26 protein-coding genes, 1 tRNA gene, 2 pseudogenes and 1 riboswitch are annotated in these 24,743 nt (G+C 29.8%); of the genes and pseudogenes, 15 read left to right on the forward strand and 14 right to left on the reverse strand.

What is annotated here, in order from left to right; translation table 11 throughout:
* The first annotated feature begins 26 nt into the window (after positions 1-26).
* Entirely contained in the window at positions 27-854 is an 828-nt protein-coding gene (locus tag EYR00_RS04350; RefSeq protein WP_003534740.1) for a hypothetical protein, read from the forward strand.
* 717 nt (positions 855-1,571) lie between these two features.
* Here EYR00_RS04350 and EYR00_RS04355 read toward each other — a convergent pair.
* The 11 genes from EYR00_RS04355 to EYR00_RS04405 form a co-directional block, all read right to left on the reverse strand.
* Positions 1,572-2,084 (reverse strand): cyclophilin-like fold protein, encoded by a 513-nt coding sequence (locus EYR00_RS04355; protein ID WP_003534739.1) that lies wholly within the window; start codon positions 2,082-2,084, stop codon positions 1,572-1,574.
* Complete coding sequence (locus EYR00_RS04360; RefSeq protein WP_003534738.1) at positions 2,050-2,748, reverse strand: DUF4405 domain-containing protein; 699 nt, start codon at positions 2,746-2,748, stop codon at positions 2,050-2,052. The genes EYR00_RS04355 and EYR00_RS04360 overlap by 35 nt, the downstream gene beginning before the upstream one ends.
* Positions 2,745-3,440, reverse strand: coding sequence for a carboxymuconolactone decarboxylase family protein (locus EYR00_RS04365; protein WP_003534737.1), 696 nt, complete (start codon positions 3,438-3,440; stop codon positions 2,745-2,747). Before EYR00_RS04365 ends, EYR00_RS04360 begins: the two co-directional genes overlap by 4 nt.
* 104 nt (positions 3,441-3,544) lie before the next feature.
* Positions 3,545-4,582 (reverse strand): aldo/keto reductase, encoded by a 1,038-nt coding sequence (locus EYR00_RS04370; RefSeq protein WP_003534736.1) that lies wholly within the window; start codon positions 4,580-4,582, stop codon positions 3,545-3,547.
* 18 nt (positions 4,583-4,600) lie between these two features.
* On the reverse strand, positions 4,601-5,308 hold the full coding sequence (locus tag EYR00_RS04375) for a flavodoxin (protein ID WP_003534722.1): 708 nt from the start codon (positions 5,306-5,308) through the stop codon (positions 4,601-4,603).
* Positions 5,309-5,311: 3 nt separating this feature from the next.
* Entirely contained in the window at positions 5,312-5,932 is a 621-nt protein-coding gene (locus EYR00_RS04380) for a flavodoxin (RefSeq protein WP_003534720.1), read from the reverse strand.
* A 21-nt stretch (positions 5,933-5,953) separates the two neighbouring features.
* A complete protein-coding gene (locus EYR00_RS04385) occupies positions 5,954-6,412 on the reverse strand; it encodes a hypothetical protein (RefSeq protein ID WP_154670624.1) in 459 nt (152 codons plus the stop codon).
* A gap of 5 nt (positions 6,413-6,417) precedes the next feature.
* Positions 6,418-6,828 carry an aldo-keto reductase family protein gene (locus EYR00_RS04390; protein WP_003534716.1) on the reverse strand — a complete coding sequence of 137 codons (411 nt, stop codon included), beginning with the start codon at positions 6,826-6,828 and terminating at the stop codon, positions 6,418-6,420.
* An 11-nt stretch (positions 6,829-6,839) separates the two neighbouring features.
* Positions 6,840-7,382, reverse strand: a complete 543-nt coding sequence (locus EYR00_RS04395; RefSeq protein WP_003534714.1) for a flavin reductase family protein — start codon at positions 7,380-7,382, stop codon at positions 6,840-6,842.
* A 13-nt stretch (positions 7,383-7,395) separates the two neighbouring features.
* Positions 7,396-7,749 carry a helix-turn-helix domain-containing protein gene (locus EYR00_RS04400; RefSeq protein ID WP_040434038.1) on the reverse strand — a complete coding sequence of 118 codons (354 nt, stop codon included), beginning with the start codon at positions 7,747-7,749 and terminating at the stop codon, positions 7,396-7,398.
* Between the two features lie 92 nt (positions 7,750-7,841).
* Entirely contained in the window at positions 7,842-8,732 is an 891-nt protein-coding gene (locus tag EYR00_RS04405) for a LysR family transcriptional regulator (protein ID WP_003534710.1), read from the reverse strand.
* A gap of 140 nt (positions 8,733-8,872) precedes the next feature.
* Between EYR00_RS04405 and EYR00_RS04410 the strand changes: the two genes are divergently transcribed.
* From EYR00_RS04410 to EYR00_RS04450, 9 genes are all read left to right on the forward strand, one after another.
* Positions 8,873-9,763: a MurR/RpiR family transcriptional regulator gene (locus tag EYR00_RS04410; protein ID WP_003534708.1), complete on the forward strand. Its 891-nt coding sequence runs from the start codon at positions 8,873-8,875 to the stop codon at positions 9,761-9,763.
* Between the two features lie 280 nt (positions 9,764-10,043).
* The gene (locus EYR00_RS04415) at positions 10,044-11,888 is read left to right on the forward strand and encodes a beta-glucoside-specific PTS transporter subunit IIABC (protein WP_040434069.1); all 1,845 of its coding nucleotides are present in this window, start codon (positions 10,044-10,046) and stop codon (positions 11,886-11,888) included.
* 10 nt (positions 11,889-11,898) lie between these two features.
* Positions 11,899-13,299, forward strand: a complete 1,401-nt coding sequence (locus tag EYR00_RS04420) for a glycoside hydrolase family 1 protein (protein ID WP_003534705.1) — start codon at positions 11,899-11,901, stop codon at positions 13,297-13,299.
* 354 nt (positions 13,300-13,653) lie between these two features.
* Positions 13,654-14,061, forward strand: coding sequence for a PTS sugar transporter subunit IIA (locus EYR00_RS04425; RefSeq protein ID WP_003534703.1), 408 nt, complete (start codon positions 13,654-13,656; stop codon positions 14,059-14,061).
* 11 nt (positions 14,062-14,072) lie between these two features.
* The gene (locus EYR00_RS04430; protein WP_003534701.1) at positions 14,073-14,534 is read left to right on the forward strand and encodes a PTS sugar transporter subunit IIB; all 462 of its coding nucleotides are present in this window, start codon (positions 14,073-14,075) and stop codon (positions 14,532-14,534) included.
* An 11-nt stretch (positions 14,535-14,545) separates the two neighbouring features.
* Positions 14,546-15,310 (forward strand): PTS mannose/fructose/sorbose/N-acetylgalactosamine transporter subunit IIC, encoded by a 765-nt coding sequence (locus EYR00_RS04435; RefSeq protein WP_003534699.1) that lies wholly within the window; start codon positions 14,546-14,548, stop codon positions 15,308-15,310.
* Positions 15,297-16,103 (forward strand): PTS system mannose/fructose/sorbose family transporter subunit IID, encoded by an 807-nt coding sequence (locus tag EYR00_RS04440; protein ID WP_003534697.1) that lies wholly within the window; start codon positions 15,297-15,299, stop codon positions 16,101-16,103. Before EYR00_RS04435 ends, EYR00_RS04440 begins: the two co-directional genes overlap by 14 nt.
* An 18-nt stretch (positions 16,104-16,121) precedes the next feature.
* A complete protein-coding gene (locus tag EYR00_RS04445) occupies positions 16,122-18,809 on the forward strand; it encodes a PRD domain-containing protein (protein ID WP_003534695.1) in 2,688 nt (895 codons plus the stop codon).
* A gap of 23 nt (positions 18,810-18,832) precedes the next feature.
* Positions 18,833-19,660, forward strand: a complete 828-nt coding sequence (locus tag EYR00_RS04450) for an alpha/beta hydrolase (protein ID WP_003534693.1) — start codon at positions 18,833-18,835, stop codon at positions 19,658-19,660.
* 203 nt (positions 19,661-19,863) lie between these two features.
* Here the strand turns inward: EYR00_RS04450 and EYR00_RS04455 are convergent, their stop codons facing one another.
* The gene (locus EYR00_RS04455) at positions 19,864-20,196 is read right to left on the reverse strand and encodes a putative quinol monooxygenase (protein WP_003534692.1); all 333 of its coding nucleotides are present in this window, start codon (positions 20,194-20,196) and stop codon (positions 19,864-19,866) included.
* 189 nt (positions 20,197-20,385) lie between these two features.
* Between EYR00_RS04455 and EYR00_RS04460 the strand changes: the two genes are divergently transcribed.
* Complete coding sequence (locus EYR00_RS04460) at positions 20,386-21,273, forward strand: fructose bisphosphate aldolase (protein ID WP_003534690.1); 888 nt, start codon at positions 20,386-20,388, stop codon at positions 21,271-21,273.
* A gap of 395 nt (positions 21,274-21,668) precedes the next feature.
* Here EYR00_RS04460 and EYR00_RS04465 read toward each other — a convergent pair whose 3' ends face one another.
* Positions 21,669-22,277 (reverse strand): LysR family transcriptional regulator, encoded by a 609-nt coding sequence (locus EYR00_RS04465; protein WP_003534689.1) that lies wholly within the window; start codon positions 22,275-22,277, stop codon positions 21,669-21,671.
* Positions 22,278-22,367: 90 nt separating this feature from the next.
* Between EYR00_RS04465 and EYR00_RS15780 the strand changes: the two are divergent.
* From EYR00_RS15780 to EYR00_RS15790, 3 genes and pseudogenes are all read left to right on the forward strand, one after another.
* Positions 22,368-22,792, forward strand: a pseudogene (locus EYR00_RS15780) (ABC transporter transmembrane domain-containing protein).
* A 97-nt stretch (positions 22,793-22,889) separates the two neighbouring features.
* Positions 22,890-23,015 carry a hypothetical protein gene (locus tag EYR00_RS15785; protein ID WP_003534685.1) on the forward strand — a complete coding sequence of 42 codons (126 nt, stop codon included), beginning with the start codon at positions 22,890-22,892 and terminating at the stop codon, positions 23,013-23,015.
* A 32-nt stretch (positions 23,016-23,047) separates the two neighbouring features.
* Positions 23,048-23,371 (forward strand): annotated as a pseudogene (locus tag EYR00_RS15790) (P-loop NTPase family protein); the annotation flags it as partial.
* Positions 23,372-23,545: 174 nt separating this feature from the next.
* Here the strand turns inward: EYR00_RS15790 and EYR00_RS04480 are convergent.
* Positions 23,546-23,620, reverse strand: a tRNA-Arg gene (locus EYR00_RS04480).
* 163 nt (positions 23,621-23,783) lie between these two features.
* Here EYR00_RS04480 and EYR00_RS04485 point away from each other — a divergent pair.
* Positions 23,784-24,521, forward strand: a complete 738-nt coding sequence (locus tag EYR00_RS04485; protein WP_003534683.1) for a copper homeostasis protein CutC — start codon at positions 23,784-23,786, stop codon at positions 24,519-24,521.
* Positions 24,522-24,560: 39 nt separating this feature from the next.
* A riboswitch (M-box (ykoK) riboswitch) is annotated at positions 24,561-24,715 on the forward strand.
* Positions 24,716-24,743 lie beyond the last annotated feature (28 nt).

Here is a 24,743-nt window from a genome sequence, read left to right on the forward strand (position 1 = left end):
AAAATAATTTAATCGGAGGTGAAACAATGCAATTAAATACAACATTATACCAAAGTATTCTAAACTCGTTATGTAACGAATTAAAATTAAATGAACAGTTTATTTTAAATACTATTGATTCTGGTTATTATATGTTTCAACAAGATCATCAAATACTATATATTGATGATTTATATGAATGTTACTTCAATATTGTGAAGAGAAATTTTAAAGGAAATATTGATAAAGTGCCTTTTTATAGTATATCTAGAAGATTAAAAGATACTGATAATGATGGATTAAGCCTGTTAGAATTACTAACAGAAGAAAATAGTTTTTCAAACTATTTAAAGGAATATGGTTTAACATTTAAATTTAATGATGAAATTGAGATGTATGTTAATGGTAACAAGGTTGATATTCCTGATGAAGGCAAATATAAACCCTATCTAAAAAATAGATTCTCATACGATTACTCATTTAAAGGTTATGCTTTTGATGATCAATTAATGAATAATGAGATATTAGAAAGAGTTAAGTATGGTCCAGAGTTCTTTGGACATCTTTTTAATTACGTAGATAACGATGATGAGATCATTGATAATTATCTAGAACAAAGTAAATTGTACAAATTTGAGTACTTAGTACCTATTGAAGATATTTACTTTGAAAATTATGAGGAACTAACTAATGAAGAAAAACAATATCACATCTTAGCGATGATGATGTTAAGATTGTATTTCTATAAATATGATAAAGATTTTGTAGAAACTGATGAAATGAATCCACTAATGGTAGTGGCTAATTATAAGTCTCTTTCTAGCAAATATCTTGTAAATAAAACTGAGTTAGATGATGAGGCACTAGGCTATTAGTCTAGTGCTTTTTTATTCTATATAATATCTGAAAATTATGAAAAGATCCATTTTATATAATTGGAAGTTTTTAAGCATATTTACTTTAATTAGGAACAATAGTAACAAATCACCAATGAAGATTAGAAAACATTATGAAAGTATTAATTAATGCAAAAGAATTAGAGTTATCTAATTTGGCTTTATACTCTAATCAAAGAGAGTGTGCTGATTATTTAAAAACTTAATTAAATATTATGAGTTATAGCTAATATTATGATTGTTATATCGTAACGGAGCCATGTTTTTTAATGAATGTATAGTTACTGTTCTAGTACCTAAGCATCACTTCTTTTCATACTTAGAGCCACTGGAAGGTGGCTCTTTTTAAATATAACGTGTATGTCATACATCTAGGGTGATAGGGTGAAAGTTTCTCATAAGCATAGTTACTAACGAATTATATATCGACTTGCAAGGTTTCAGATAGTCAGGTAAATTGAAAGGGGTATAAAAATATAACAAGAATAAAACATTATCATCTATATTTTTAGAGTCCCTTGAGAAATAATGATTAGTGTATTTTTACCTGACGAATGTTTTTTGTGTAAATCAACGCTACTTTCTTTATTAAAGAAAACCTTGATAGCTATATATATTAAACTTCATTATTACACATCTTTTTGCTTATATTTTATTTGAATTTTAATATTCATAAGCTTTAAATATTATCAGATGTTATTCCTTTATTTCTAATCTTGCTGAGAAATTATCTTTCATACTCGATATATCTTCTATTCCTGAATCAATACGACCTAATGAAATTAAAGAATCGGAGTATCTAAAATCTTTATAAAAAATAGATAAATTTCCCCAAGGAGCATATAAGCACAAATCACCAATGTGTGGTTCAAATCCATCGGGTTCATTTTTTGTTGGTAATTTCTTATCCAAATATGCTATTTTTTCAATATGATTAAAATCTTCAAAAGTCAATTCAAGAGGTAACATATCATATAACGCATTTGCCGCGGGAGTATCATACAGTGTAACATCATATCTAATATCATTGATGGTTAAAATAAGTTTTTTCTCCATTGTCTCTTCCTCGTTTTCTTTTAAAATTGTATGTTTTTGGGGTGACGTCTTTTCTTGTAAATCATTTGTATTTGTTTTCTCTTTATGTGCTAAACAACCTGATAGCAGTATACAGTAACTAAACAGAATTATTAGAATTACTTTTTTTATCATTATACTGCCTCCTTTTGTTTAATAATATTTTTGTTCCATAATGAGCAATGAAAACACATAGACTTATAATCGCTAAGTAGTCAATATAGAAAAATAATTGAAATTCACTAAAATTCATAAATACAAATTCACTTTTTAAAAAGAGATAGGTTAAAAAATCTCTTTTTAAGAAAGCATATATCCCATATAATGCAATGATCATTGAAAGTATAAATGACAATGCTGATAAATTTATAGATAAATATTTCTTTATTTTTATTCGTTTAATAAGGGTATTCCAATGTATACCTAAATGTAGTCCGATTAGTATAAATCCCCAATAAGCACCTAAAATATGTAACTTTCTTACTGTAGATATATGTCCAGGAATATTTAGGGAAGTTAATATATACTGTGACATAACAATTCCACTATACATTTGAACCAGCATAGATATAAGAACAAGTATATTGATGACAAGATAAATTATTCGTATTATAGAATATCTACCTTTGATTATTTTAGAATACCAATGGAAATTAAGAACATTATGAATAATAAAAAGAATAAACATTACCATTCCTAGCCATTCATGCACTTCTTGTGTAAAAAATTGATAGCCGCTTAGTATAAAAAGACAAAGTATCATTAATATATCAGTAGTTATCTTTACTTTTTGTTTCATTCATCCAGCGCCTTTTTTATACATGTTATTGCATTTAAACAACGGGGATAGCCAATATAAGGTAAGCATTGTGAAACAACTCTCATTAGGAATTTATCATCATTACCTAAATTCATATTTCCTTTTGCATGAGCAACTAATTGCGGCTCACATCCTCCTTGCGACATTAAAAAGCAAAATGTAATCATTTCACGATGAACTAACGATAATCCTGTCCGAGTATAGTAATCTCCAAAACAATTTTCTGCTAGCCAGCGATTGATATGATTTATTTTCCAAGCATCTTCCATGTGTTCACCAAATATTTGGACTTGAACATCAATTCCATTTTTTAAACGTGTTTCAAGGGTAGTTGTAGTTTGGGATTGTAAGGGTAATGAAATTGATCTTTGGGAAAGTTCATTATTTGTAATTTCTAAAAATGGTAACATTTTCCCAAAACCTAAATAATCACAAGACTGATAGACAGTTTCTTTGATCATAATAGGTGATACTTTTTTATCTAAAGCTTTTGATAATATAAATTGAAATGCTTCTTTTGCCTGACTGCCTAAAAGTACTGCTAGAATAGCAAGATAGCGAGTTTCAACATCTAATTCTTGATTTTTTTCATTAACAACTTCATCAAAGGCAAAGTATTCAAATCTTTCCATAAATTCTTTATCAGTTTCATATAATTTTTTTATGTCCATTTTATAAACCTCTTTCTATGTGATTTTTGTAGTACATATTTTATTACATCCATTAAATATCAATAAATATATTTATTTTGTAGTAAATAATATTAAAAATTAAATTATACTTTTTGACTTCCTATTGACCAAACATGCTCTTCTTTAGCTGTTGCAGTAGTATTTTGTGCCATAACACCAACTAATTGATGTGGGACATAAAGTTCTTCTAAGTAGGCTATATCTTGATTACTAAGAGTAAGATTAACTGCTTTTACTGCACCGTCGATGTGATGCATTTTTGTAGCTCCTACAACAGGAGAAATAACTTTTGTTAAAAGCCATGCTAAGGATATTTCTGTCATAGAAACATTGTATTTTTGCGATAATTCAATCACACGATCAATAATAAGTTGATCTTGTAAAGCAGTTGCATCGTACTTTAAACGAGCATAACTGTCTTCCACTAAGCGTTTAGATGTCTGATCTGGCAATTTTGATAAACGTCCTCCGGCAAGAGAACTGTAAGGCGTCATTGCAATATTATTTTCTGCACAGTATTTTGCCATTTCACGTTCTTCTTCACGAAAAATCAAATTATAATGACCTTGAATAGAAATAAATTTTGTAAATCCTTCTTTTTCTGCCAACGCATTGGCTTGTGCTAACTGATATGCATAACAGTTTGAAATTCCAATATAGCGAATTTTTCCAGCTTTTACCATATCATCTAAGCCCTCCATAATATCATACAAAGGTGTTTGATAATCCCACATATGATAGATATAAAGATCAACATAATCCATTCCAAGATTTTCTAAACTTTTATTTAATTGATTTTTAATATGCTGCTGGGCAGTAATACCATTTTTTATTTCTTCATTTGTACGAGGTAAAAATTTGGTCGCAACAACAATGTCTTTACGTTTAGCAAAATCTTTCAAGGCTCGACCCAAATACTGCTCGCTTGTTCCACTTTGATAGGCAATGGCCGTATCAAAAAAGTTAATACCTAAGTCGAGCGCATGTTTGACAATCTCACGTGTTTTCTTTTCATCAATTGTCCATGAATGCTGACCGTTTTTGGCATCACCAAATCCCATACAACCAAGACAAATTCTTGAAACTTTTAAATTTGAATTTCCTAATTGAATATATTTCATTTTATTGATTACCTTTCTTTAATAACCAATGTTTTCTAACCATTGGATAATTTCTTCTTTTGAATCATTGATTTCATTTCGATAGACTCCAATAACGTTCGTTTCTAGATGTGCAGAATTTGGGAGTTCACTTTGAATATCTTCTACACTTCTTGATAATCCACCTGTACCATGGCAACAAAATAAAACAATATTTTTATCTGATAGATTATTTTCATCAATGAAAGTAAGCACAGGCATAGGTACTGAATACCACCAATTTGGATACCCAATAAAAACAGTATCGTAATCATTTAGATTATCCACTTTTTCTTTTAAGACAGGCCGCGCATTTTTTGTTTTTTCATCAGCTGCACGATCTAAGCATTCATCATAATTGCTTGGATATGGTATTGTGACTTGGATAGAAAATAAATCACCACCAATATTTTCTTGAATCCATGTTGCTATTTTACCTACATTTCCAGGTTGTAAAATACTTGCGGAACTTGTGGCATCTACATTATCATTTTGATCACCAATAGATTCATAATGTTTAAGTGCGCTTTCTATTGAAGCTTTTTCGTTTTCTACAACTGTATTATCTGCCCAACTAAAATAAGCGATAAGTATTTTGGATGATTCTTTGTTGTCAACAGGGCTTGTTTCAGTAGTGGTGTTTGGTATCTTAGTACATCCTGTAATCATAAATGACATTAACAGCAAAACAACTAATTTTTTTATCATAGATTAGCTCCCCAAATTGATTTCCTGTAACCATTGTCTAATAGTATTATCAGAATTATTTACTGAAGAACTTCCAATATGTAAACCATTTGTCACTGCAGCATTTGGTTCTAAATTTTTGATTTCATTAACAGTATTAGATAGCCCGCTTCCGCCACTTGTACAAAATGGAGCAATTGTTTTATTAGATAAATCATAATTATCAAAAAAAGTATATAATATCATTGGCATATCACCCCACCAGTTTGGATAGCCAACATAAATCACATCATATTCATTAATATTTTCAATCTGATTTGTGATTGCAGGTCTTGCATCTGCACGTTGTTCTTCCTGAGCTAAATCCACAACAGTATCATAATCATCACCGTATGGAACTACGGCTTCTATTTCAAAAATATCTGCATTTGTTTGAGATTGTATTGTTTGTGCAAGATTCTTGGTATTGCCAGACCATGAGAAGTAGACAATCAAAGATTTTGTATCGGTCTTAGCTGGTTGCTCTATAACTGACTGATCAGTTGAATTTGATGGTGGATTATTTTTTTCTTTACTGTTGTTTTGACATCCTCCATAAAGCAGCATAAAACTTAATATAATTAAAATCGAAAATATTTTTTTCATTTTAGAAGACTCCTTTCATTTTTAGGTACTAGCATCTGTAATTGGACCGGTACTTGTGAGATATTCGATGATATTTTCAATCTTTGTTAACTGGTCATTATTCCCTTGTTTTTTTAATTCATCTTTAATCTCAGTAAGGTCTTTAATCATTTGTTCTCCTTCATTTTTGTCTAATAGCCATATCCCTCCATTTCTTTGTGAAGAAAGTTGAAAAGAGAGCAAAATCGGTTCATCAAGTGATATATAATCGATTTCTCCATCAGAGTAATGAATTTCAGTATTACTCATTAAACTATAATAACCGTCTTTATTGACTTGAACATCAATATTCATATTTTCATAACTTTTTGTTTCATCTTTAGAAACTATTTCTATAGGTTTTTTCAATTGCAAGTCGTTAATATTTTTATCTTCATCAGCGTGAACGACAAGGGGTAGTGTAAATAGAAGTAGAATAGTAAGAAAAATATATTTTTTCATCATATCTATTGGATAAAATGAATATGATGTAAACGTTCTACTTCTGCTACACTCTGCATATCTAATATTAAATTTATATGAGTATTCACTTGTTCTATTTGTGTCATTTCTCCTAAAGATAGATTAAAATTTTGAATAGCATAATTTTCTTGTGTACGTTCAAAATATGCTGATTTTAGAATTGCAATAGTTTTATTTTGATTAAGCCATTTTAAAATAATTTGGGCAGATAACTTATTGTAATGATTTCTAAGACTCTGTGATGTTTTGTTATAAAAAATATCATTTTTACCTTCTGAAATATAATGATCATTTTTAAGGGCGTTAAGTACACTTGTTTTACATTTATCTTGGTTTGTAATTTGAAAAACATCAAACAGAATTTTCACACTGTTAGATAGCGGTATAGTTTTCATATATTACCTCCTTATTTTTCTAGTTTTAAGCATTGACCGATAACATTACCAGTTAAAAGATATTGATATGTAGGCATTTCAAACAATACTGGTTTTAGTAATGAGTAGTCTAATTTTCCAGTTTCATTTAAAATATTATCTTCTGCATGAACAGCAGTAATTTTACAAATGTAATTTTCAAAGCCTGATGTTTCATAGATATCATCTACTGTGCATTCCATAACAACAGGAGATTCGTCAATAATTGGTGTTCTAGTTATACCAATGTGATATTGAAATACATTTGATTTATCGATCTTATATCCACTTACTGAACCTACATAGTCAGCTTTTTTTAACATAGATCGATCTACTAAATTAATCGTTAAGGCTCTATTCTCCTTTATTCCACGGTTTGTATAATGGTTAGAGGCAAGGCTGATCATCACATGATCATGACCCATGATTCCCAAATGTCCTACTAGCAGATAATTTGGTTTTTTATCAATCATGGCTCCAACAACAACTAGTGGCGTTGGATATAGTGCTAAGCTTTTTCCAATAGTTTTTTTCATATTAATCTCCTAATCAAATATTTTTTTCTTTATTTATTTCGTATCTTAAATAATCCAATCGAGAAATTTGTTTTTCTTTCAAATGCACCTCGTCAAGGATGCCGTTTCTTTTTTTATTTAACATCTTTATACGTTCTTTTTCACTTATTTTTCCTTGCATCATCAAAAGCATATATTTCTCAATTTCTTCATTGGTAAAACCAATATCGTGAAGTGTTATTATCATGCTTAAACGTTCAATATCACGATCATCATAATGCCAGGAACCCATGACTTTTTTTACTTCTTGACATAGTCCCCAATTCTCATATTCTTTAAGAATTTTGATGGGAATATTATATTTTTGACTAGCTTCATCTATTGTCATTTCATTGAACTCCTTTCTTACAAAAATAAATAAAGGTATTCCAACTGGGAACACCTTCATTATATAGTTTCATTATTTGTAATGTCTAATGCCTATTTTTTATGTATAGATATGCTTTTAAAGTATTTCTTTGAGAATTCTATAAATGTTTTTGTTGCTAAAGGAAAAACTTCATCTTTTTTCCAGGCTAATGCTGTACCATGTGTTAGTCTAGGAGAAAAAGGTATGAAAACTATATTTTCGTAACTATATTTTAGTTTTATACCAACCACGGCTCCGACATGACTCTCTGTTAGTAGTACTTCATTATATTGAAGATTACCAATTGCAATAACTTGAATTTGATTAGAATATTCGCCAAGCCATTTTCTTACCCGATTACTTTGAAAATTGCCGTCAGGTAAAATCAAGGGAACTTCTACTAAATCTTGAGGTTGAATAGATTCTTTATTTGCTAGTAGAGAATCTTTTCTAACGAGTAGACCCCATTGTTCTTCGGTAGGCATGCTGATAAAATTAAATTTTTGAATATCAAATGGTTCTGACATTAAACCAACATCTAATAGTCCTCTTTCGATGTTGTCATAAATATTTCTTGCATTACCACTGTAAAATTCATAGGTTACCCTTGGATATATCTCTTTAAAAGCAGCAATGCAATCTGTAAGATAGTGGGTTGACTGATATTCTCCGCATCCAATGGAAATGACCCCTTCTAAATTTTCTTTCTTATGTAAAAAATCTTGTTTAGTTTTATCTGCTAATGCAAGAAGTTCTTGAGCACGTCTTTTTAAGAGCATCCCATCTTCTGTCAAAATAATATTATGATTACTACGTACGAATAATTTTACTCCCAATTCTTCCTCTAATTGTGCGATTTGACGAGAAAGTGTTGGTTGAGTAACATGCAGCTGCTGTGCAGCCCTTGTAATATTTTCTTCTCTGGCGATTGCTAAGAAGTAATTTAAGACCCTAAGTTCCATTTTTAAACACCCCAAATTTAGTATAGCATATAGGAAATGATTTTAAAGTATATCTAAACAATAGAAATATTCTCTTTTAATCTTATTCATCTTTTCTTAGTATCTTATATATCCTATAATGATTACAAGAGGTGAATGAAATGTTTTTGATACAAAAGATAGAAGAGCTTATGGTTAATCATCCAGATGCTAGATATGCTGTTGGTGATTTTGTTTTGCATGAACAAAAGAATCTTCATAATTATACAATTAATGAAGTTGCTGAACACAGTTATACATCTAAAGCAACTGTTGTTCGTTTCGCGAAGACTTTGGGGTTTGAAGGCTGGCGTGAATTTATGAAAGTTTTTATTAGCGAGATGAAATATTTAGAACAGCATCAAGGGGATGTCGATGCTAATTATCCATTCACTGAAGATAGTTCAGTAGATGAAATTATCAATAATATAAAAAAAGTACAAATAGAAAGCATTCAAGATACAGCTGACTTAATCGAAACAGATATGTTAGAAATGGCAACAAGTTATTTATTAAAAGCTAAGCATATTGTAATTTTTGGATTAAGTCCTAATATTTTTTTAGGTGAGTTGTTTCGTCGTAAGATGATAACAATAGGAAAATCAATCGATATTGCAAAGTTAGGGGAAATGGGGATTATTTCAAGAACGCTTGGATCAGACGATTGTGCAATCATGATTTCTTATTCTGGGAATAATGAAAAAGGGGAACCGATGCGTTATTTACCAGTCTTATTAGACAATCAAGTACCTGTTATTGGGATTACAAGTGGTGGAGATAATTATTTAAGGAAGAAATTATCTTGTGTATTGACGATATCTTCTAAGGAAAGGCTTTATACAAAGATTTCTAATTTTGCGACAGAGGAGTCTATTCACTTTATTTTGAATTGTTTATTCTCATGTTATTTTGCGAGAGATTTTCAAAACAATAATCATTTTAAGTTACATCACTCTAAAGTTTTAGAAACACATCGTGTGGCAGTTTTAAATCAAATGAAAGATGAAAAATGAAACTTCTTTTTCTATGATCGATAGAAAAATGGAGTTTCTTTTTTTAATGAGTAAATTCTAATAAAAGTTTCATGAAGTTTCATAAAAAACAAAGAATGAATAAAGGATTTTAAAACTAATTTTCTGATTTTTTAAATTTATTGAAAGCGGTTTTTAAAGGTGCTAAAGTGGGGGAGTGAAAACAAGAAAATACTTTGTGATGGATAATTATAAAGACCGGTCAAATACATTTGTAGTGATTATCTTTCAAGAGGATTTGAAAAAGAGAGAGGATATGAAAATGAGTAAGAAATATAATTCACTAGCAAAGAAAATTGTTGAATTAGTTGGTGGAAAAGAAAATATAAATGAAGTTTATCATTGTGTAACAAGATTACGTTTTAAGTTGGCAGATGAACAAAAAGCGGATGTAACTAGATTAGAGGAAACTGATGGAGTGACAAAAGTTATTCAAAATGCTGGGGTATTTCAAGTAGTGATAGGAACACATGTGAGTGAAGTTTTTGAAGAGGTCGAAAAATATGTTGATATAAATTCTAAAAATGTAAGTGAAGTAACAGAAAAAAAAGGAATTGTTAATACAATTATTGAATTTGTTGCTGGAACATTTCAGCCTGTAATTCCTGCTTTATCTGGAGCAGGTATGGTAAAAGCTGTTTTAGCATTGCTTGTTGTTTTTAATGTAATTACCACGGATTCACAAACGTATACATTATTAAATATATTTGCAGATGGAGTTTTCTTCTTTTTACCTATGATATTGGCTTATACAGAAGCACAAAAATTGAAATGTAATCCGATTTTGGCAGTTGGTGTTGCAGCTATGATGTTACATCCTAATTGGATAGCTTTGGTACAGGCGGGAGAACCGGTACACTTTTTTGGAGCAATTCCTTTTACACTTGCAACTTATACATCGAGTGTTATACCTATTATTCTTGTGGTTTTAGTTCAATCTTATGTAGAACGTTTTTTAAATCGTTGGATTCCAAAATCAGTTGAGCTTGTTTTTGTTCCAATGTTGACATTCTTAATAATGGGTACTTTAGCATTTTCTGTACTAGGTCCTATTGGAAGTATTTTAGGTGGATATCTTGCTGATTTCTTTACTTTTTTAAGTACGAATGCAAGTTGGGCACCAGCATTATTGATTGGTGGTTTTCTTCCAATTATGGTTATGTTTGGATTGCATAATGGGGTTGCACCATTAGGTGTCATGCAAATGGGACAATTGGGATACGACAGTATTTTTGGACCTGGATGTGTATGTTCTAACATTGCTCAAGCAACAGCATCTGCAGTTGTTGCTATTCGCACTAAAGATAAAAAATTAAAACAAGTTGCAACATCTGGTTCAATTACAGCTTATATGGGAATTACAGAACCTACATTATATGGTGTTAATTTGCCAAAGAAATATCCTTTGATTGCTGCAATGATTGGTGGAGCAAGTGGTGGACTCTATGCTGGATTGACTCAGACTCATCGTTTTGCAACAGGATCTTCTGGTATCCCAGCAGTCTTATTGTATATTGGTGATAATACGATGACTTGTTTTTATAACATTTTAGTTGCTTTATTGATTTCAATTGTAGTAACTGCCGTTTTAACATTGTTATTAAGTTTAAAATTTGAAGGAAAAGAGGATCAAGAAGTAATTACTGATTTAGATAAAAATATAATTTTATCACCTATTAAAGGAGAAGTATTGCCATTGAGTCAATCTGAAGACGAAGCCTTTTCATCAGAAAGTATGGGAAAAGGTATTGTCATTGTTCCCCGTGAAGGAAAAGTTATTGCTCCTTGTGATGGAACTGTATCAGTTTTATTTCCAACAAAACATGCAATTGGAATTATATCAGATTCAGGTGTAGAAATATTAATTCACATTGGAATCAATACTGTCAATCTCAATGGTAAAGGATTCAAAACATATATTAATCAAGGTGATCGTATAAAAGCTGGAGATTTATTAGTAAGTTTTGATATCGATGAGATTAAAGAAGCCCACCTTTCAACTCAAACAATGATTATAATTACAAATTCAAATTCATATGAAACTGTAAAATCAACAGATGCTAAAAATATTGATTTCTCAGATCAATTACTAATAATTCAAAGATAAGGAGATTATTATGTTTTATAAAAATTTAAAACCGTTTCCTCAAAACTTTTTATGGGGAGCTTCAACTTCGGCATATCAAGTAGAAGGTGCATATAATGAGGATGGAAAAGGAATGTCTGTGCAGGATGTTCATAACCCACCTGAAGGAATTACAGATTTTAAGATTGCAAGTGATCATTATCATCATTTCAAAGAAGATGTGAAGTTAATGGCTGAGTTAGGGATGAAAGCTTATCGTTTTTCAATTGCCTGGACACGAATCTTACCAGATGGCGATGGAGAAGTAAATGAACGAGGAATACAGTTTTATAATGATTTGATCGATGAACTTATTTCTTATAATATTGAGCCAATTGTTACAATGTATCACTTTGATCTCCCCTATGTTCTTCATCAAGATGGTGGATGGTGCAATCGTAGAACAATTGATGCATTTGAAAAATATGCAAAAGTTTTATTTGAAAATTATGGCGATCGCGTCAAATATTGGTTAACGATCAATGAACAAAATGTTATGATCAATCACCCTAATGCCATGAATCCTGGAAGAATTCCTACTAAAAAGGAACTATATCAACAATGTCATCATATGTTTGTTGCAGCTGCGAAGGCAACACTCTTGTGTCATGAAATGGTTCCTTGTGGAAAAATTGGACCTGCACCAAATATTACAGCCATATATCCAGAAAAATGTAATCCAAGTGATGTGATTGCTGCAGATAACTGGGAAGCAATCAGATGCTGGTTATATTTAGATGTTGCTGTTTATGGTCGTTACAATTCTCTTGTATGGTCTTATTTAGAAGAAAAAGGATACACCCCAATTATAGAAAAGGGGGATATGGATATAATTGCCAAAGCAAAACCGGATTTTTTGGGTGTTAACTATTATGCTACTGCAACAGTTGCAGCTGCAAAAAATGATGGAACAGATTGTCAACCTCGTAATGGGGATCAACAAGTCATGATTGGTGAAGAAGGTGTTTATCGTGCTGCAAAAAATGAATATCTTGAATTAACTGATTTTGGATGGATGGTAGATTCAATTGGAATGAGAGTCACCTTAAGAAGAATTTATGATCGCTATCATTTACCACTACTTATTACAGAAAATGGTTTGGGAGCTAAAGATAAAATATCAAAAGATGGTTGTATTCATGATGATTATCGAATTGATTACTTAACCAGGCATTTTTATCAAGCACAATTAGCCATTACTGATGGGGTCGAATTAATTGGATATTGTCCATGGGCATTTATAGATTTGGTTAGTACACACCAAGGGTATGGAAAACGCTATGGATTTGTGTATGTTGATCGTGATGAAATGAATTTAAAAGAGCTTAAAAGAATAAAAAAAGATAGTTTTGAATGGTACAAAAATATTATTATTCAAAATGGTCTAAAATGATAATTATATATTTTAATATGGCTATTCATTAATTTAAAAATATGGAAAATAAATGCTAAATCAAGAAGTTTTATCCTAATGTGATACATATTGTTCTTGGTTTAGCTTTTTTCACATCTTTGACAAGCATCCATAATGGATAAATTATTAATAAACAGCAGTATTTTAACGTTTAAAGTAAAATATAGAGAATACATAGTTAAATAGAGATAGTGTCAAAGAAATGTATTTAGTGTCAAATATAGCGTATTTTTACTTGATGAATGTAAATAAAACTAATTTATATACAAATATTTAGACACTGTAAAATTATTTTTTTGTAATTTGTTAATCTAGTTACAGGGAGGTGAGGAAATGTTAAATATTGTTTTACTTTCACATGGACATCTGGCATCTGGAATGAAAAATACAATAGAATTAATAGCCGGGAGACAAGATAATCTATTTACTTATGATGCGTATGTAGATGGCAATAGTGATATTAAAGCTTTTTTATTAGATTTTTTAAAAATACATTTAAATGAAAAGGTAATTGTTATTACTGATTTTTTAGGCGGTAGTGTCAATAATGATGCAATTGAATGTAAAAATAATTATGATTTTTATTTAATTACCGGTATGAATGTTTTGTTAGTATTAAATTTAGTTTTAAAGTATTGCAATAGTGAGCTAGATTCAGTTATTAGAGAAAGTATTCAAGAATCACAAAAAATGATTTTGTCACTTGATCATAGTTATGAAATAGAAAATGAAGAATTTTAGGGGGAATAAAAATGATTAAATTATTAAGAGTAGATCATCGGCTTTTACACGGACAGGTCGTTTATTCCTGGTGTTCGCAAATTAAGCCTAATTGTATTTTAGTTGCCAATGATGAAGTAGTAGAAAATGAGATTAGAAAAGCAGCTTTGAGACTGGCTAAACCGAATGAAACAAAGCTAGTTTTTAAAAGCATTAATGATTCTGTGACAGCTATAAATGAGGGAAAAACAGATAAATACGATTTGATGATAGTAGTAAATAATATTGAGGATGCAGTTAAATTGGCTGAACAATGTCCACAAGTTAGTAGTATAAATTTAGGGGGAACTAAAGCTAATGAATTAACACATGCTATTTCCAATATGGTTAATGTAACAACTGAAGAAGAAGTGCTATTAAAAAAAATTGTGGCACAAGGAATAGAAGTATTTTTACAGGGTGTTCCAAGCGAACAAAAAAAAGAATATAGATAGGAGTGAGAATAATGGAACAAGCTATATTAGTAGGTTTGGTAGCTTTATTTGGTTATTTAGAGGTTGTTTTTGGTAATTCAATGATACAACGCCCTATAGTAATGGGACCGCTGGTAGGTTTAGTGTTAGGTGATTTTAAGACGGGACTAGAGGTTGGAGCTACTTTAGAACTTGCTTTCATGGGAAGTGTGGCAATTGGTGCAGCATTACCACCTGAAATTACAGCTGGTGGATTACTAGGAACTGCTTTTGCAATAAGCACTGGTAATGGAACTGAGGCAGCATTAGCTTTATCGTTGCCAATTGCGACAATTTCTTTGTTAATAACAAATGCATTTTTTTTAACAATAAGAGCTTATTTGCTTCATAAATCAGATTCATATGCTGTAAATGGCAATGTGAAGGGAGTTAATCGTATGCATATTATTAGTTCGTTGTCATGGCCTATTTTTATGGCTGTATTAATGGCAGGCTCATTTTATGTAGGAGGTCCAACTGTTCAAGCAATATTAGAAATGATACCAGATTTTGTTAATGATGGGTTGTCAGTTGCTACAGGAATTTTACCAGCTTTAGGATTTGCCTTATTAGCTAGTATGTTGATTAATAAAAAAGTAGCACCATTCTTTTTATTAGGTTTTGTTCTATCGGCTTATTTGGAAATGCCGATTCTAGGAATTACATTAATTGGAATTATTATTGTAATGTTGATGATTACACAAGAACGAACAAAAGAAAATATTGTTATTGAAGGAGATATTGATGATGATTTCTAAAATTACTAAGAAAGATATAAATAAATTATTTTGGCGATCTATGTGTGTAAATGCATCTTTTAATTATGAACGACATATGAGCCAAGGAATACAATATGCACTTAGTCCAGCATTAACAAAATTATATGATGACAAAAAAGATTTATCAAAAGCACTAGTCAGACACTCAGAATTTTTTAATTCAACGCCTGCATTATGCCCATTTATTTTAGGCGTGACATTAGCTCTTGAAGAAAAAAATGCCGAAGATCAGGAGTTTGATGAAAGTTCTATTAACGCAATAAAAGTAAGTTTAATGGGTCCGCTAGCTGGAATTGGCGATTCTATTTTTTGGGGTACATTACGCCCCCTTGCAGGCGGTATTGCATGTTCGCTGGCATTAGCTGGGAATTCTTTTGCTCCGATTATTTTCTTATTACTTTTTAATATACCGCATCTTCTAGTTCGGTATTTTGGTTTAAAATTTGGCTATAATTCAGGGATGAAAGCTTTGGTAAAATTTGAGGAATTAGGTCTAACTGAAAAAATATTTAGTGCCGCTTCTATTTTAGGGCTACTAGTTATTGGGGGGATGGTTGCATCAATGGTTAGTGTCAATTTAGCATTAACTATCGGCAGCGGTGATTCAGCAGTTGCAATAAATGATATCATTAATGGAATTATGCCAAAAATGTTATCATTATTAACTACGTATTTGATCTACGTATTAATAAAAAAAGGGATTAAAGTTAATTATTTGTTAATTGGGATTGTAATTGTAAGTATTTTAGGAGCTTTAATTGGAATATTTTAGGTTTTACTAGGAGGATATATGGAAGAACGGCAAATATTAAATACTAAACAGGAATTACAAATTTATTTAAAAGAGATTACTGCAAAAATAAATTTTATTGATTTTCAACAGTATACAACTATTGCAATTTCTAAGCAATTATTGCTGAGTCGTAATTTAACTAGCCATTATCTTAATGAGTTTTTTAAAGAAGGAAAATTAGTTAAAATAAATTCAAGACCTGCATATTTCTTTGATAAACAAGTATTATTAGAATCTTTTAAATTACAAAATATTCAAAATGAATTTTATGATTTGCAAGAATTGATAGTACTTTTGGAAAAAGAATTAAAAAAGGAAAATGTATTTAAACAATTAATTGGTTTTAATTCTAGTTTAAAGAAGGTTGTGGAAAAATGTATAGCTGCCATTAATTATCCTCCGTTTGGTTCACCATTATTATTAATCGGTGATTATGGTTCAGGACGTTCATATATTGCACAATTATGTTATTTACAAGCAAAATATGAAAATTTAATTAGTAAAGATAACTTATTTTATGAGTTGGATGGTTTAGAAATAAATAAATATAGTCATGAAATCCAATGTAATATGATTAAGGAAATAATTCTAAAATGTAATAGTAATGATTTTCTTTATTTAAAAAATTTTGAATATTTGTCAGAAACTATACAAACTACAGCTATTAATGAAATAAAAAAGAATAATACGGTTGATTTAAGAATGGTTATTTCTAGTACAAAAGAAATAAAGATTTTGAGTTCAATAAAGGATACTTTAATTGAGTGTATGATTCCTAATTTTTCCTCCCGGTCAATTCAGGAAAAAGAACATCTTGTTGCCAGTTTTTTTGAAAATGAAGAAAAACGAATCAAAAAACATATTAAAATTACTGAGCGAACTTTACATATTTTGTGTACATACGATTTTAAGACAAATATACAAGGTCTAAAAGAATGTATTCAATCAATATGTATTCAAAGATATCCATTAGCAAAACAAGAAAACTGTTTGAAAATTACAGTATTTTCTTTACCAGATTATATTTTAAAAAATGCCTCATTGAACCACAAAGATGAGACTAGATTTCTTAGTATAAATGAAATAAAAAATAATATAATGTTTGGTGATGAAAAAATATTATGTAAAAATATAGTAGAATTGGCAAATAATTACTTAAAAAATAATTTAAGTTATACATATTTTTTACAAGCTGCATATCAGCATATTAATGATTATGATGATTTAATTATTTTTAAAAAAAATCAAAAAGATGTTAAATTAAAATATATTGAACATATATTAATTAGACTGTTTGATGATATTGGTGATATTTATAATATAAATATGCCTAGAAATTTTGTTTTCTTTGTAACCAGATGGATCTATTATCATGCAGAATTTTCTAATGAAATTTCACATTGGAAAGATGCCTATCATGTTACTATTGAAACTACGCTTGAATTAATAAGTAAAAAATCATTATTTGAATATAATGTAATGAAAGACTTGGTAGCTTTGATCTATAATAATTTAGAAGTTAAATTATTACCATTTGAATGTCTGTTGATTTGTATTTTATTTACTACGATAGAATATACCAAACAAAAATTACCGATTTTTGCAACAATAATTTGTCATGGCTATGCGACCGCTAGTTCAATTGCGGACGTATGTAATAAAATGTTAAAAAGACATGTTTTTAATGCCATAGATATGCCATATACGATGTCAATTAGAGAAGTTTGTAATCACTTTAAAAAAATAATTTATTATAATAATGATCGTGATATTTTATTATTAGTTGACCTTGGTTCATTAGAAAATATTATGCAATATATGAAGGATATCCCTAATGTAAATTTAGGAATCATTAATAATGTTTCAACAAATCTGGCCTTGGCAGTAGGCAATGAAATAATTAAAGAGAATAATTGTCGTGATATTTTAAGATTGGTACAAGAACAAACAATAATAACATATAAATTTTTTGAAAAAAAGGAAGCCAAATATTTAATTATTTTTGTTAGTGAAATTGGTAGTGACATTGCGGCACAAGTAGCTCAATTATTTATGAAAAGTATGCCTAAAGTTATAGAAGTTGAAGTGAAATGTTTTGATTCTTTAGCATTTATCAATTTATATAATCAAGGTGAATTTGATAAAAATCAAATATTATTCATTGCTACGACTATAAATTTAGGAATCGATTTTAAAAGTATAATTGCAATTGAGGATATTGTTACATTTAATAATTTAGATTTAATCCAAGAAAAATTATCAAGCTTTTTTTCAAATGAGGATTATCAAAAATTTGAAAAACAGTTAATGAAAAATTTTTCTCTACAAAATGTAGTTGGGGAATTAACGATTTTAAATGCTGATAAAGCTCTTAATGCTGTTGGAATGATGATTGATGAATTACAAATACAGTTACATCAAACTTTTTTAGCAAAAACTATTATTGGTTTGAATATTCATCTTTGTTGTTTGATTGAACGTCTAATAAAAAAAGAAGAGATAGTTTCACATATTAATATTGTTGATTTTGAAAAAAATAATCAAGAATTTATCAATGGAGTTAGAATTAGCTTTAAAGCGATTGCTAATCAGTATAATATAACAATACCAATTAGTGAAATTGCTTATATTTATGATTACGTTTTAAATAATTATAAAACAGATATGTCAATTGATGAGATTTAAAAAGAGTAAAGGGGTGTTTTATTATGGCATTAGTACAAGTAAATTTTATTTCTCAAAGTTTAAAAAGAACAGTTTCAATGAATGTAATATTACCGGTTGATAAATTTCTTTTTAAAGGAAATTGTCAACCAGTTAAAGAATATAAAACTTTATATTTATTACATGGTTTATTAGGAAATTATACTGACTGGGTAACACGAACAAGAATACAAGAATGGGCAGAAGCAAAGAACTTAGTTGTAGTCATGCCATCTGGTGATAATTCTTTTTATGTGGATCAAGAAGTAAAGAACAATGACTTCGGTATATTTATTGGAACTGAACTTATTGAAGTTACTAGAAGGATGTTTCATTTATCTAATCGTCGGGATGATACTTTTATTGCCGGACTTTCAATGGGTGGATTTGGTACTCTAAGAAATGGGTTGAAATATTATCAAAATTTTGGATATATTGCAGCTTTATCAAGTGCTCTAAATATTTTCGAATTACCAGTTCACGATGAATCAAGATGTGTAATGGGTGAAGATAGTTGTTTTGGTGATATTGATGAAGCATATCTGAGTGATAAGAATCCAAAAGTTTGTTTGGAAAATTTAATTCAGGCAAAAAAAGAAGACAATACTATTGTTTTTCCTAAGATATATATGGCTTGTGGATGTGATGATGAACTAATTGGAGTAAATCGAAAATTTAAAGGCTATTTAGAAAATGCTGGTTTTGATTTAGTTTATAAAGAGGATGTAGGAAGTCATAATTGGGATTTTTGGAATAAATATATTCAAGATGTATTAGAATGGTTACCTTTGGATCCTTATGAAGAAGGAATTAACAGCGGTAATGTTAAATAGGCAATGTTTTTTTATTAGAATTATATATTTATAATTAAAAGCTATATTTACTTGGTAATAAAGAACGATAATTGTGACAGGATAAATTATAACTAAAATGGTAAATAAGGAATAAATATTTCAATTACCAGAAATATGTTTTGATATGAATAGTATAAAACCCATTATAATATTGACTTTATAATGGGTTTTATTAATTTAGATTACAATCGAATAAATTTTTTGTCAGCAGAAGTTATGTTTTCTTCATTAGAAGTATAGCGTTCTACCTTCATATGAAGATCATATTTATTTCTTAATTCTGTAATTTGCTCCATCATTATAGTAGCATGATGAGCATCAATTGATTTTTGATCTTTCCAACTATCAATTAAAAGTATGGTTTCTGGATCATTCATGGAAAAGAAATACTCATATCTTTCATTTCCTTTTTCTGCTTTAATAGCATCAACAATACCGCTGGTCACCATTTCTTCTGCAAATTTTCTAGCATTTCCGTTTATTCCAGTGTAATAAATGTTTACTGTGATAGACATATTAATTATCTCCTTATGTATAAAGATTATCTTATTTAATTATAGCATATTTTAAAATAATCTATCATATTTTTAAAAGCGCTTCTTATTTGTAAAAATAGTTATTCTTATCTAACAAAATAGAACGTATTATTCGAATACTTGATGGACAAGGGGTATAATAAGGGCAGGAAAAGGAGGTGCTCTTAAATGAACACAAAACAATTAGAGCGTATGCAATATGGAAAAGGTTTTATCGCAGCGTTAGATCAAAGTGGTGGAAGTACACCAAAGGCATTAAAATCATATGGTATTGATGAATCAGCGTATAGTAATGATAAAGAAATGTTTGATTTAATTCATCAAATGCGTAGTCGTGTTATTACTAGTAAGGCTTTTACCTCTAAGCATATATTAGGTGCTATTTTGTTTGAAAAGACAATGGATTCTCAAATTGAGGGTGTAGATACTGCTGAATATTTATGGTTAAAGAAGGAAATCGTGCCATTTTTGAAAATTGACAAAGGATTAGAAGTAGAAAAAGATGGTGTTCAGTTAATGAAGCCAATTCCTGAACTGGAAGCAATATTAAACAAGGCAAGAGATAAATATATCTTTGGTACAAAAATGCGTAGTGTAATTTTGGAAGCCGATCCAGCAGGTATCAAGAAAATTGTTGATCAGCAGTTTGAATTAGGATTACAAATTGCTAAAACTGGGCTTGTACCTATTTTAGAGCCAGAGGTATCTATTTTAAGTACCTCAAAAAAAGAGGCTGAAGAATTGTTATTGAAAGAAATTAATGAGCATCTAACTTTATTAGACAATGATGTTAAATTTATATTTAAACTGTCCATTCCAACCATACCTGATTTTTACGCGGAACTTATGAAAGATTCCCATGTAGTTAGGGTTGTTGCTCTATCTGGCGGTTATGATAGAGAGCAGGCAAATGGGTTATTAAGGGAAAATCACGGGCTTATTGCGAGTTTTTCTAGAGTATTATTATCTGATTTATCAATAAATCAGACTAGTGTTGAGTTCGATACTTGTTTGGAGAATGTGATTCTTCAAATATATAGGGCATCTATTGTATAATGATGTTAAGCTTATCTATCATGTAATTAAATGACAAATAATCAAGATAAGTTATAAAATATTTTTAATTAAAGGGAAGATTTAAAATAATTGATTATATCAATGAAATTAAATCTTCTTTTATTATTTATTAGTTATAAAATAGTTTGTAAATTCCTTAATATATTTTTCTTTTAGATTTTTGTGATAAGTTATTCCATATTCTATTGTCATTTGATCATCCATAAATGGTAAAGCGACAATTCTTTTAATATGTGTTGGAATATATATTTCTGGTAAAATAGCTACACCGTAATTACATTTAGCGAAAAGAATAGCAGCCTGGTCATTTTTACATAAAAGATGAAAATGATTTTTTCATGGAGAGCAATAAATTCTTGTAATTTATCTCAGTATTAAAATGGGATAAAGCGGGGATGCAAAGTAGTAAGTGGTGTATCATATAAATCTATAAAACATATTTCTTTTTCTTTAGCAAACGGGGAATTTTCAGCTATGATTGCATAACTGGAAATGTTTTTTATTTTTTTAAATATATAATCGTGAGCCTCAGCAATCATCTCTTTTGTACTGATTAAAATGTCTAATTGTTTATTATCAAATAGAGATTTTAGAATAAAATAATCCTGAATAATAATCTGGGGATAAACAGTTGGAAATTCTTCTCTTAATTTTATTAATGGTATTTCTAATATCTCAAGTTCTACTTGACTAGAACAGCCAATTCGTAATATCGAAATTTTTTGACTGGCTAGTTTTTTAACTTTTTTCTCAACCATATATATTTTTTGGAGAATATCTTTTGCTTCACTATAGAATAATGAGCCTGGCTCAGTTGATTTTACCATTTTGGAAGTTCTGATAAATAATGACGTATTTAATTCTTCTAAATTTATGATATGATGGGCAACTGCTGGAGCAGTAATATATAATTCTTCAGCAACCTTTGTAAAATTCAATTTATCTGCTATTCGCACAAAACATTCTAATTGTTGAGTATTCATGAAATATTCTTCCTGACTTGTAAATATAGTATTTTTGGCAAATGGGGTGTAGTCTTAATCTTTTGTGTTACTTTAGGAGTTATTTGTGGCATGTTATCAGGAAGTTTTTGTGCGATAGCTTCAGCTGGATTTGCTCAAAATCTAAGACAGAATATGTATTATAAAATTCATGAATATTCTTTTGCAAATATTGATAAGTTTTCTACTTCAAGTTTGGTAACAAGATTAGCGACTGATGTAACTAACGTTCAAAATGCACATATGATGACTATTCGTGTGGCAGTGCGAGCACCATCATGCTGGCATTTTCACTAGCTGTTTCATTAATGATAAATAGGGATTTATCATTAATATTTTTAATTGCAGTTCCAGTTTTAGAGGCAGGTCTTTATTTTATTGTTAGTCGTTCACATCCATATTTTGAAAAGGTATTTCATATCTATGATGAATTGAATAGTGTAGTACAGGAAAATTTGGCAGGAATTCGGGTAGTTAAATCATTTATATGCCTATAATGCAGTTTATGGCTGTTTGTTGTTTCTTTGCTGGTTTGGAGCAAAAATTATTATTCTTATAAATGCATCAACGATGACCACAGGGGACTTATCAAGTATGATTGCCTATGCAATGAATATTTTGAATTGTTTGATGATGTTATTACAAGTATTGGTAATGATCAATATGGCAAGAGCATCATGTGAACGAATCATTGAAGTTTCAGATGAGAAGGTTCTTTAAAAAATGGAAGGGAACCTATCTATGAGATGCAAAATGGGGCAAGTTTATCTCGAAGACAAAGGCAATTGTTTTCTATCGCTTGTGCGGCTGTTGCAAATTTACCAGTTATGATCTTAGATGAAGCAACTTCTTCGATTGATATTAGGACAGAAGTGCTTGTTCAGCAAGGAATGGATAATTTAATGAGAGGTAGAACAACCTATGTAATTGCTCATTGATTATCAACGGTTTGTAATTCTGAAACTATTATTGTTTTGAATTTTGGGAAAATTATTGAATGGGGGAGTCATGATGAACTCATTTCAAAGCATGATGTTTATTATAGTTTCTATACTGATGCTTTTGAACTAGAGTAATATGTTATGTCAAAAGTGCTTATGAAAATCCTATTTTTGTATAGGTATCTTTGAAAGAAATAGTAAGTATGTGTTCTGATAGATTATAAAAAGTTAAATATTCATATAAAAAAGGTGGATTTAAAAGGTCTATAATCCACCTGATTTCAATAATATATTTTTATAAATTATAATTGGCGTCCCCTGCAGGAATCGAACCTGCACCTAAACCTTAGGAGGGTCTTGTAATATCCATTTTACTAAGGGGACAGAACTAGCTTATTATATTACAATTTTTATTTATTGCAAATAAACTATGCTCATAAATTTTACCATTACTATTAACAAAATGCAAACCAACTTTTACTTAAAAATAACAATTAATGCTTTTGGAAAAGTGTTATAATAAATATACAAGTAAGGAGTTGATAAAATGGATAAAATTGTAGAAGTATGTTGTGGGAGTTATTATGATGCATTACAGGCACAATACGGTGGAGCTAGAAGAATAGAATTGAATAGTGCATTACACTTAGGTGGCTTAACCCCCTCATTAGCAACTTTATTAAAAGTTAAAGATAACACAGATTTAGAAGTTATTTGTATGGTTAGACCTCGTGGTGCTGGTTTTTGTTACAATGATGAAGATTTTGAGGTAATGAAACTGGATGCGGAAATATTACTTGATAATGGTGCAGATGGGATTGCATTTGGATGCCTTGATGAAGAAGGAGATATTAATATTCCACAAACCCGAGAAATGATCGATATTATTAAATCATATCACAAAACCGCAGTATTTCATCGTGCTATTGATTGTGTTAATGATATTGACGAGGCAATGAACATTTTGATTACTTTAGGGGTAGACCGTATTTTAACGAGTGGCTTACAAGGTAAAGCAACTCGAGGAAAAGAAATGATTAAATATTTGTATGATGCATATGGTGAGAATATTGAAATCTTAGCGGGAAGTGGAATAAATGCAGGAAATGCGAAAAAAATGCTTGATTATACAGGAATTAAGCAGCTTCATAGCTCATGTAAAGATTGGCATACAGACTCCACTACAAGTCGTGATGAAGTCAATTTTAGTTATCACGGTGATGATTATGAGGTTGTAAGTCAAGAATTAGTAGAAATCCTAGTAGAGCTAGTTGAAGGGGAATAGGGGTTGACATTATCTTTAATAGTGTTAAACTATAAGCGATAAAAGAATCGGTAGGTGAGACTACCATAGGGATACGGGTTGCTACCGCAAAGCAGTGGAGACACTGTGCGCTGGTCAACAGTTCTTGTCGTGAAGGCAAAAACTAATGCAATTACATGGCCCTATGATGTTGAAGCTTGAACGAGATAAAGTTATTTTCATGCCTTGTCGCGTTTGAGCGAT

Origin of the sequence: Thomasclavelia ramosa DSM 1402 (assembly GCF_014131695.1) — a bacterium.
Lineage (GTDB): Bacteria > Bacillota_I > Bacilli_A > Erysipelotrichales > Coprobacillaceae > Thomasclavelia > Thomasclavelia ramosa.

Excerpts from the sequence above, each read along its gene's own strand:
- EYR00_RS04350 (WP_003534740.1), top strand. The coding sequence starts at position 27 with ATGCAATTAAATACAACATTATACCAAAGTATTCTAAACTCGTTATGT.
- EYR00_RS04355 (WP_003534739.1), bottom strand. The coding sequence starts at position 2,084 with ATGATAAAAAAAGTAATTCTAATAATTCTGTTTAGTTACTGTATACTG.
- EYR00_RS04360 (WP_003534738.1), bottom strand. The coding sequence starts at position 2,748 with ATGAAACAAAAAGTAAAGATAACTACTGATATATTAATGATACTTTGT.
- EYR00_RS04365 (WP_003534737.1), bottom strand. The coding sequence starts at position 3,440 with ATGGACATAAAAAAATTATATGAAACTGATAAAGAATTTATGGAAAGA.
- EYR00_RS04370 (WP_003534736.1), bottom strand. The coding sequence starts at position 4,582 with ATGAAATATATTCAATTAGGAAATTCAAATTTAAAAGTTTCAAGAATT.
- EYR00_RS04375 (WP_003534722.1), bottom strand. The coding sequence starts at position 5,308 with ATGATAAAAAAATTAGTTGTTTTGCTGTTAATGTCATTTATGATTACA.
- EYR00_RS04380 (WP_003534720.1), bottom strand. The coding sequence starts at position 5,932 with ATGAAAAAAATATTTTCGATTTTAATTATATTAAGTTTTATGCTGCTT.
- EYR00_RS04385 (WP_154670624.1), bottom strand. The coding sequence starts at position 6,412 with ATGAAAAAATATATTTTTCTTACTATTCTACTTCTATTTACACTACCC.
- EYR00_RS04390 (WP_003534716.1), bottom strand. The coding sequence starts at position 6,828 with ATGAAAACTATACCGCTATCTAACAGTGTGAAAATTCTGTTTGATGTT.
- EYR00_RS04395 (WP_003534714.1), bottom strand. The coding sequence starts at position 7,382 with ATGAAAAAAACTATTGGAAAAAGCTTAGCACTATATCCAACGCCACTA.
- EYR00_RS04400 (WP_040434038.1), bottom strand. The coding sequence starts at position 7,749 with ATGACAATAGATGAAGCTAGTCAAAAATATAATATTCCCATCAAAATT.
- EYR00_RS04405 (WP_003534710.1), bottom strand. The coding sequence starts at position 8,732 with ATGGAACTTAGGGTCTTAAATTACTTCTTAGCAATCGCCAGAGAAGAA.
- EYR00_RS04410 (WP_003534708.1), top strand. The coding sequence starts at position 8,873 with ATGTTTTTGATACAAAAGATAGAAGAGCTTATGGTTAATCATCCAGAT.
- EYR00_RS04415 (WP_040434069.1), top strand. The coding sequence starts at position 10,044 with ATGAGTAAGAAATATAATTCACTAGCAAAGAAAATTGTTGAATTAGTT.
- EYR00_RS04420 (WP_003534705.1), top strand. The coding sequence starts at position 11,899 with ATGTTTTATAAAAATTTAAAACCGTTTCCTCAAAACTTTTTATGGGGA.
- EYR00_RS04425 (WP_003534703.1), top strand. The coding sequence starts at position 13,654 with ATGTTAAATATTGTTTTACTTTCACATGGACATCTGGCATCTGGAATG.
- EYR00_RS04430 (WP_003534701.1), top strand. The coding sequence starts at position 14,073 with ATGATTAAATTATTAAGAGTAGATCATCGGCTTTTACACGGACAGGTC.
- EYR00_RS04435 (WP_003534699.1), top strand. The coding sequence starts at position 14,546 with ATGGAACAAGCTATATTAGTAGGTTTGGTAGCTTTATTTGGTTATTTA.
- EYR00_RS04440 (WP_003534697.1), top strand. The coding sequence starts at position 15,297 with ATGATGATTTCTAAAATTACTAAGAAAGATATAAATAAATTATTTTGG.
- EYR00_RS04445 (WP_003534695.1), top strand. The coding sequence starts at position 16,122 with ATGGAAGAACGGCAAATATTAAATACTAAACAGGAATTACAAATTTAT.
- EYR00_RS04450 (WP_003534693.1), top strand. The coding sequence starts at position 18,833 with ATGGCATTAGTACAAGTAAATTTTATTTCTCAAAGTTTAAAAAGAACA.
- EYR00_RS04455 (WP_003534692.1), bottom strand. The coding sequence starts at position 20,196 with ATGTCTATCACAGTAAACATTTATTACACTGGAATAAACGGAAATGCT.
- EYR00_RS04460 (WP_003534690.1), top strand. The coding sequence starts at position 20,386 with ATGAACACAAAACAATTAGAGCGTATGCAATATGGAAAAGGTTTTATC.
- EYR00_RS04465 (WP_003534689.1), bottom strand. The coding sequence starts at position 22,277 with ATGAATACTCAACAATTAGAATGTTTTGTGCGAATAGCAGATAAATTG.
- EYR00_RS15785 (WP_003534685.1), top strand. The coding sequence starts at position 22,890 with ATGATTGCCTATGCAATGAATATTTTGAATTGTTTGATGATGTTATTA.
- EYR00_RS04485 (WP_003534683.1), top strand. The coding sequence starts at position 23,784 with ATGGATAAAATTGTAGAAGTATGTTGTGGGAGTTATTATGATGCATTA.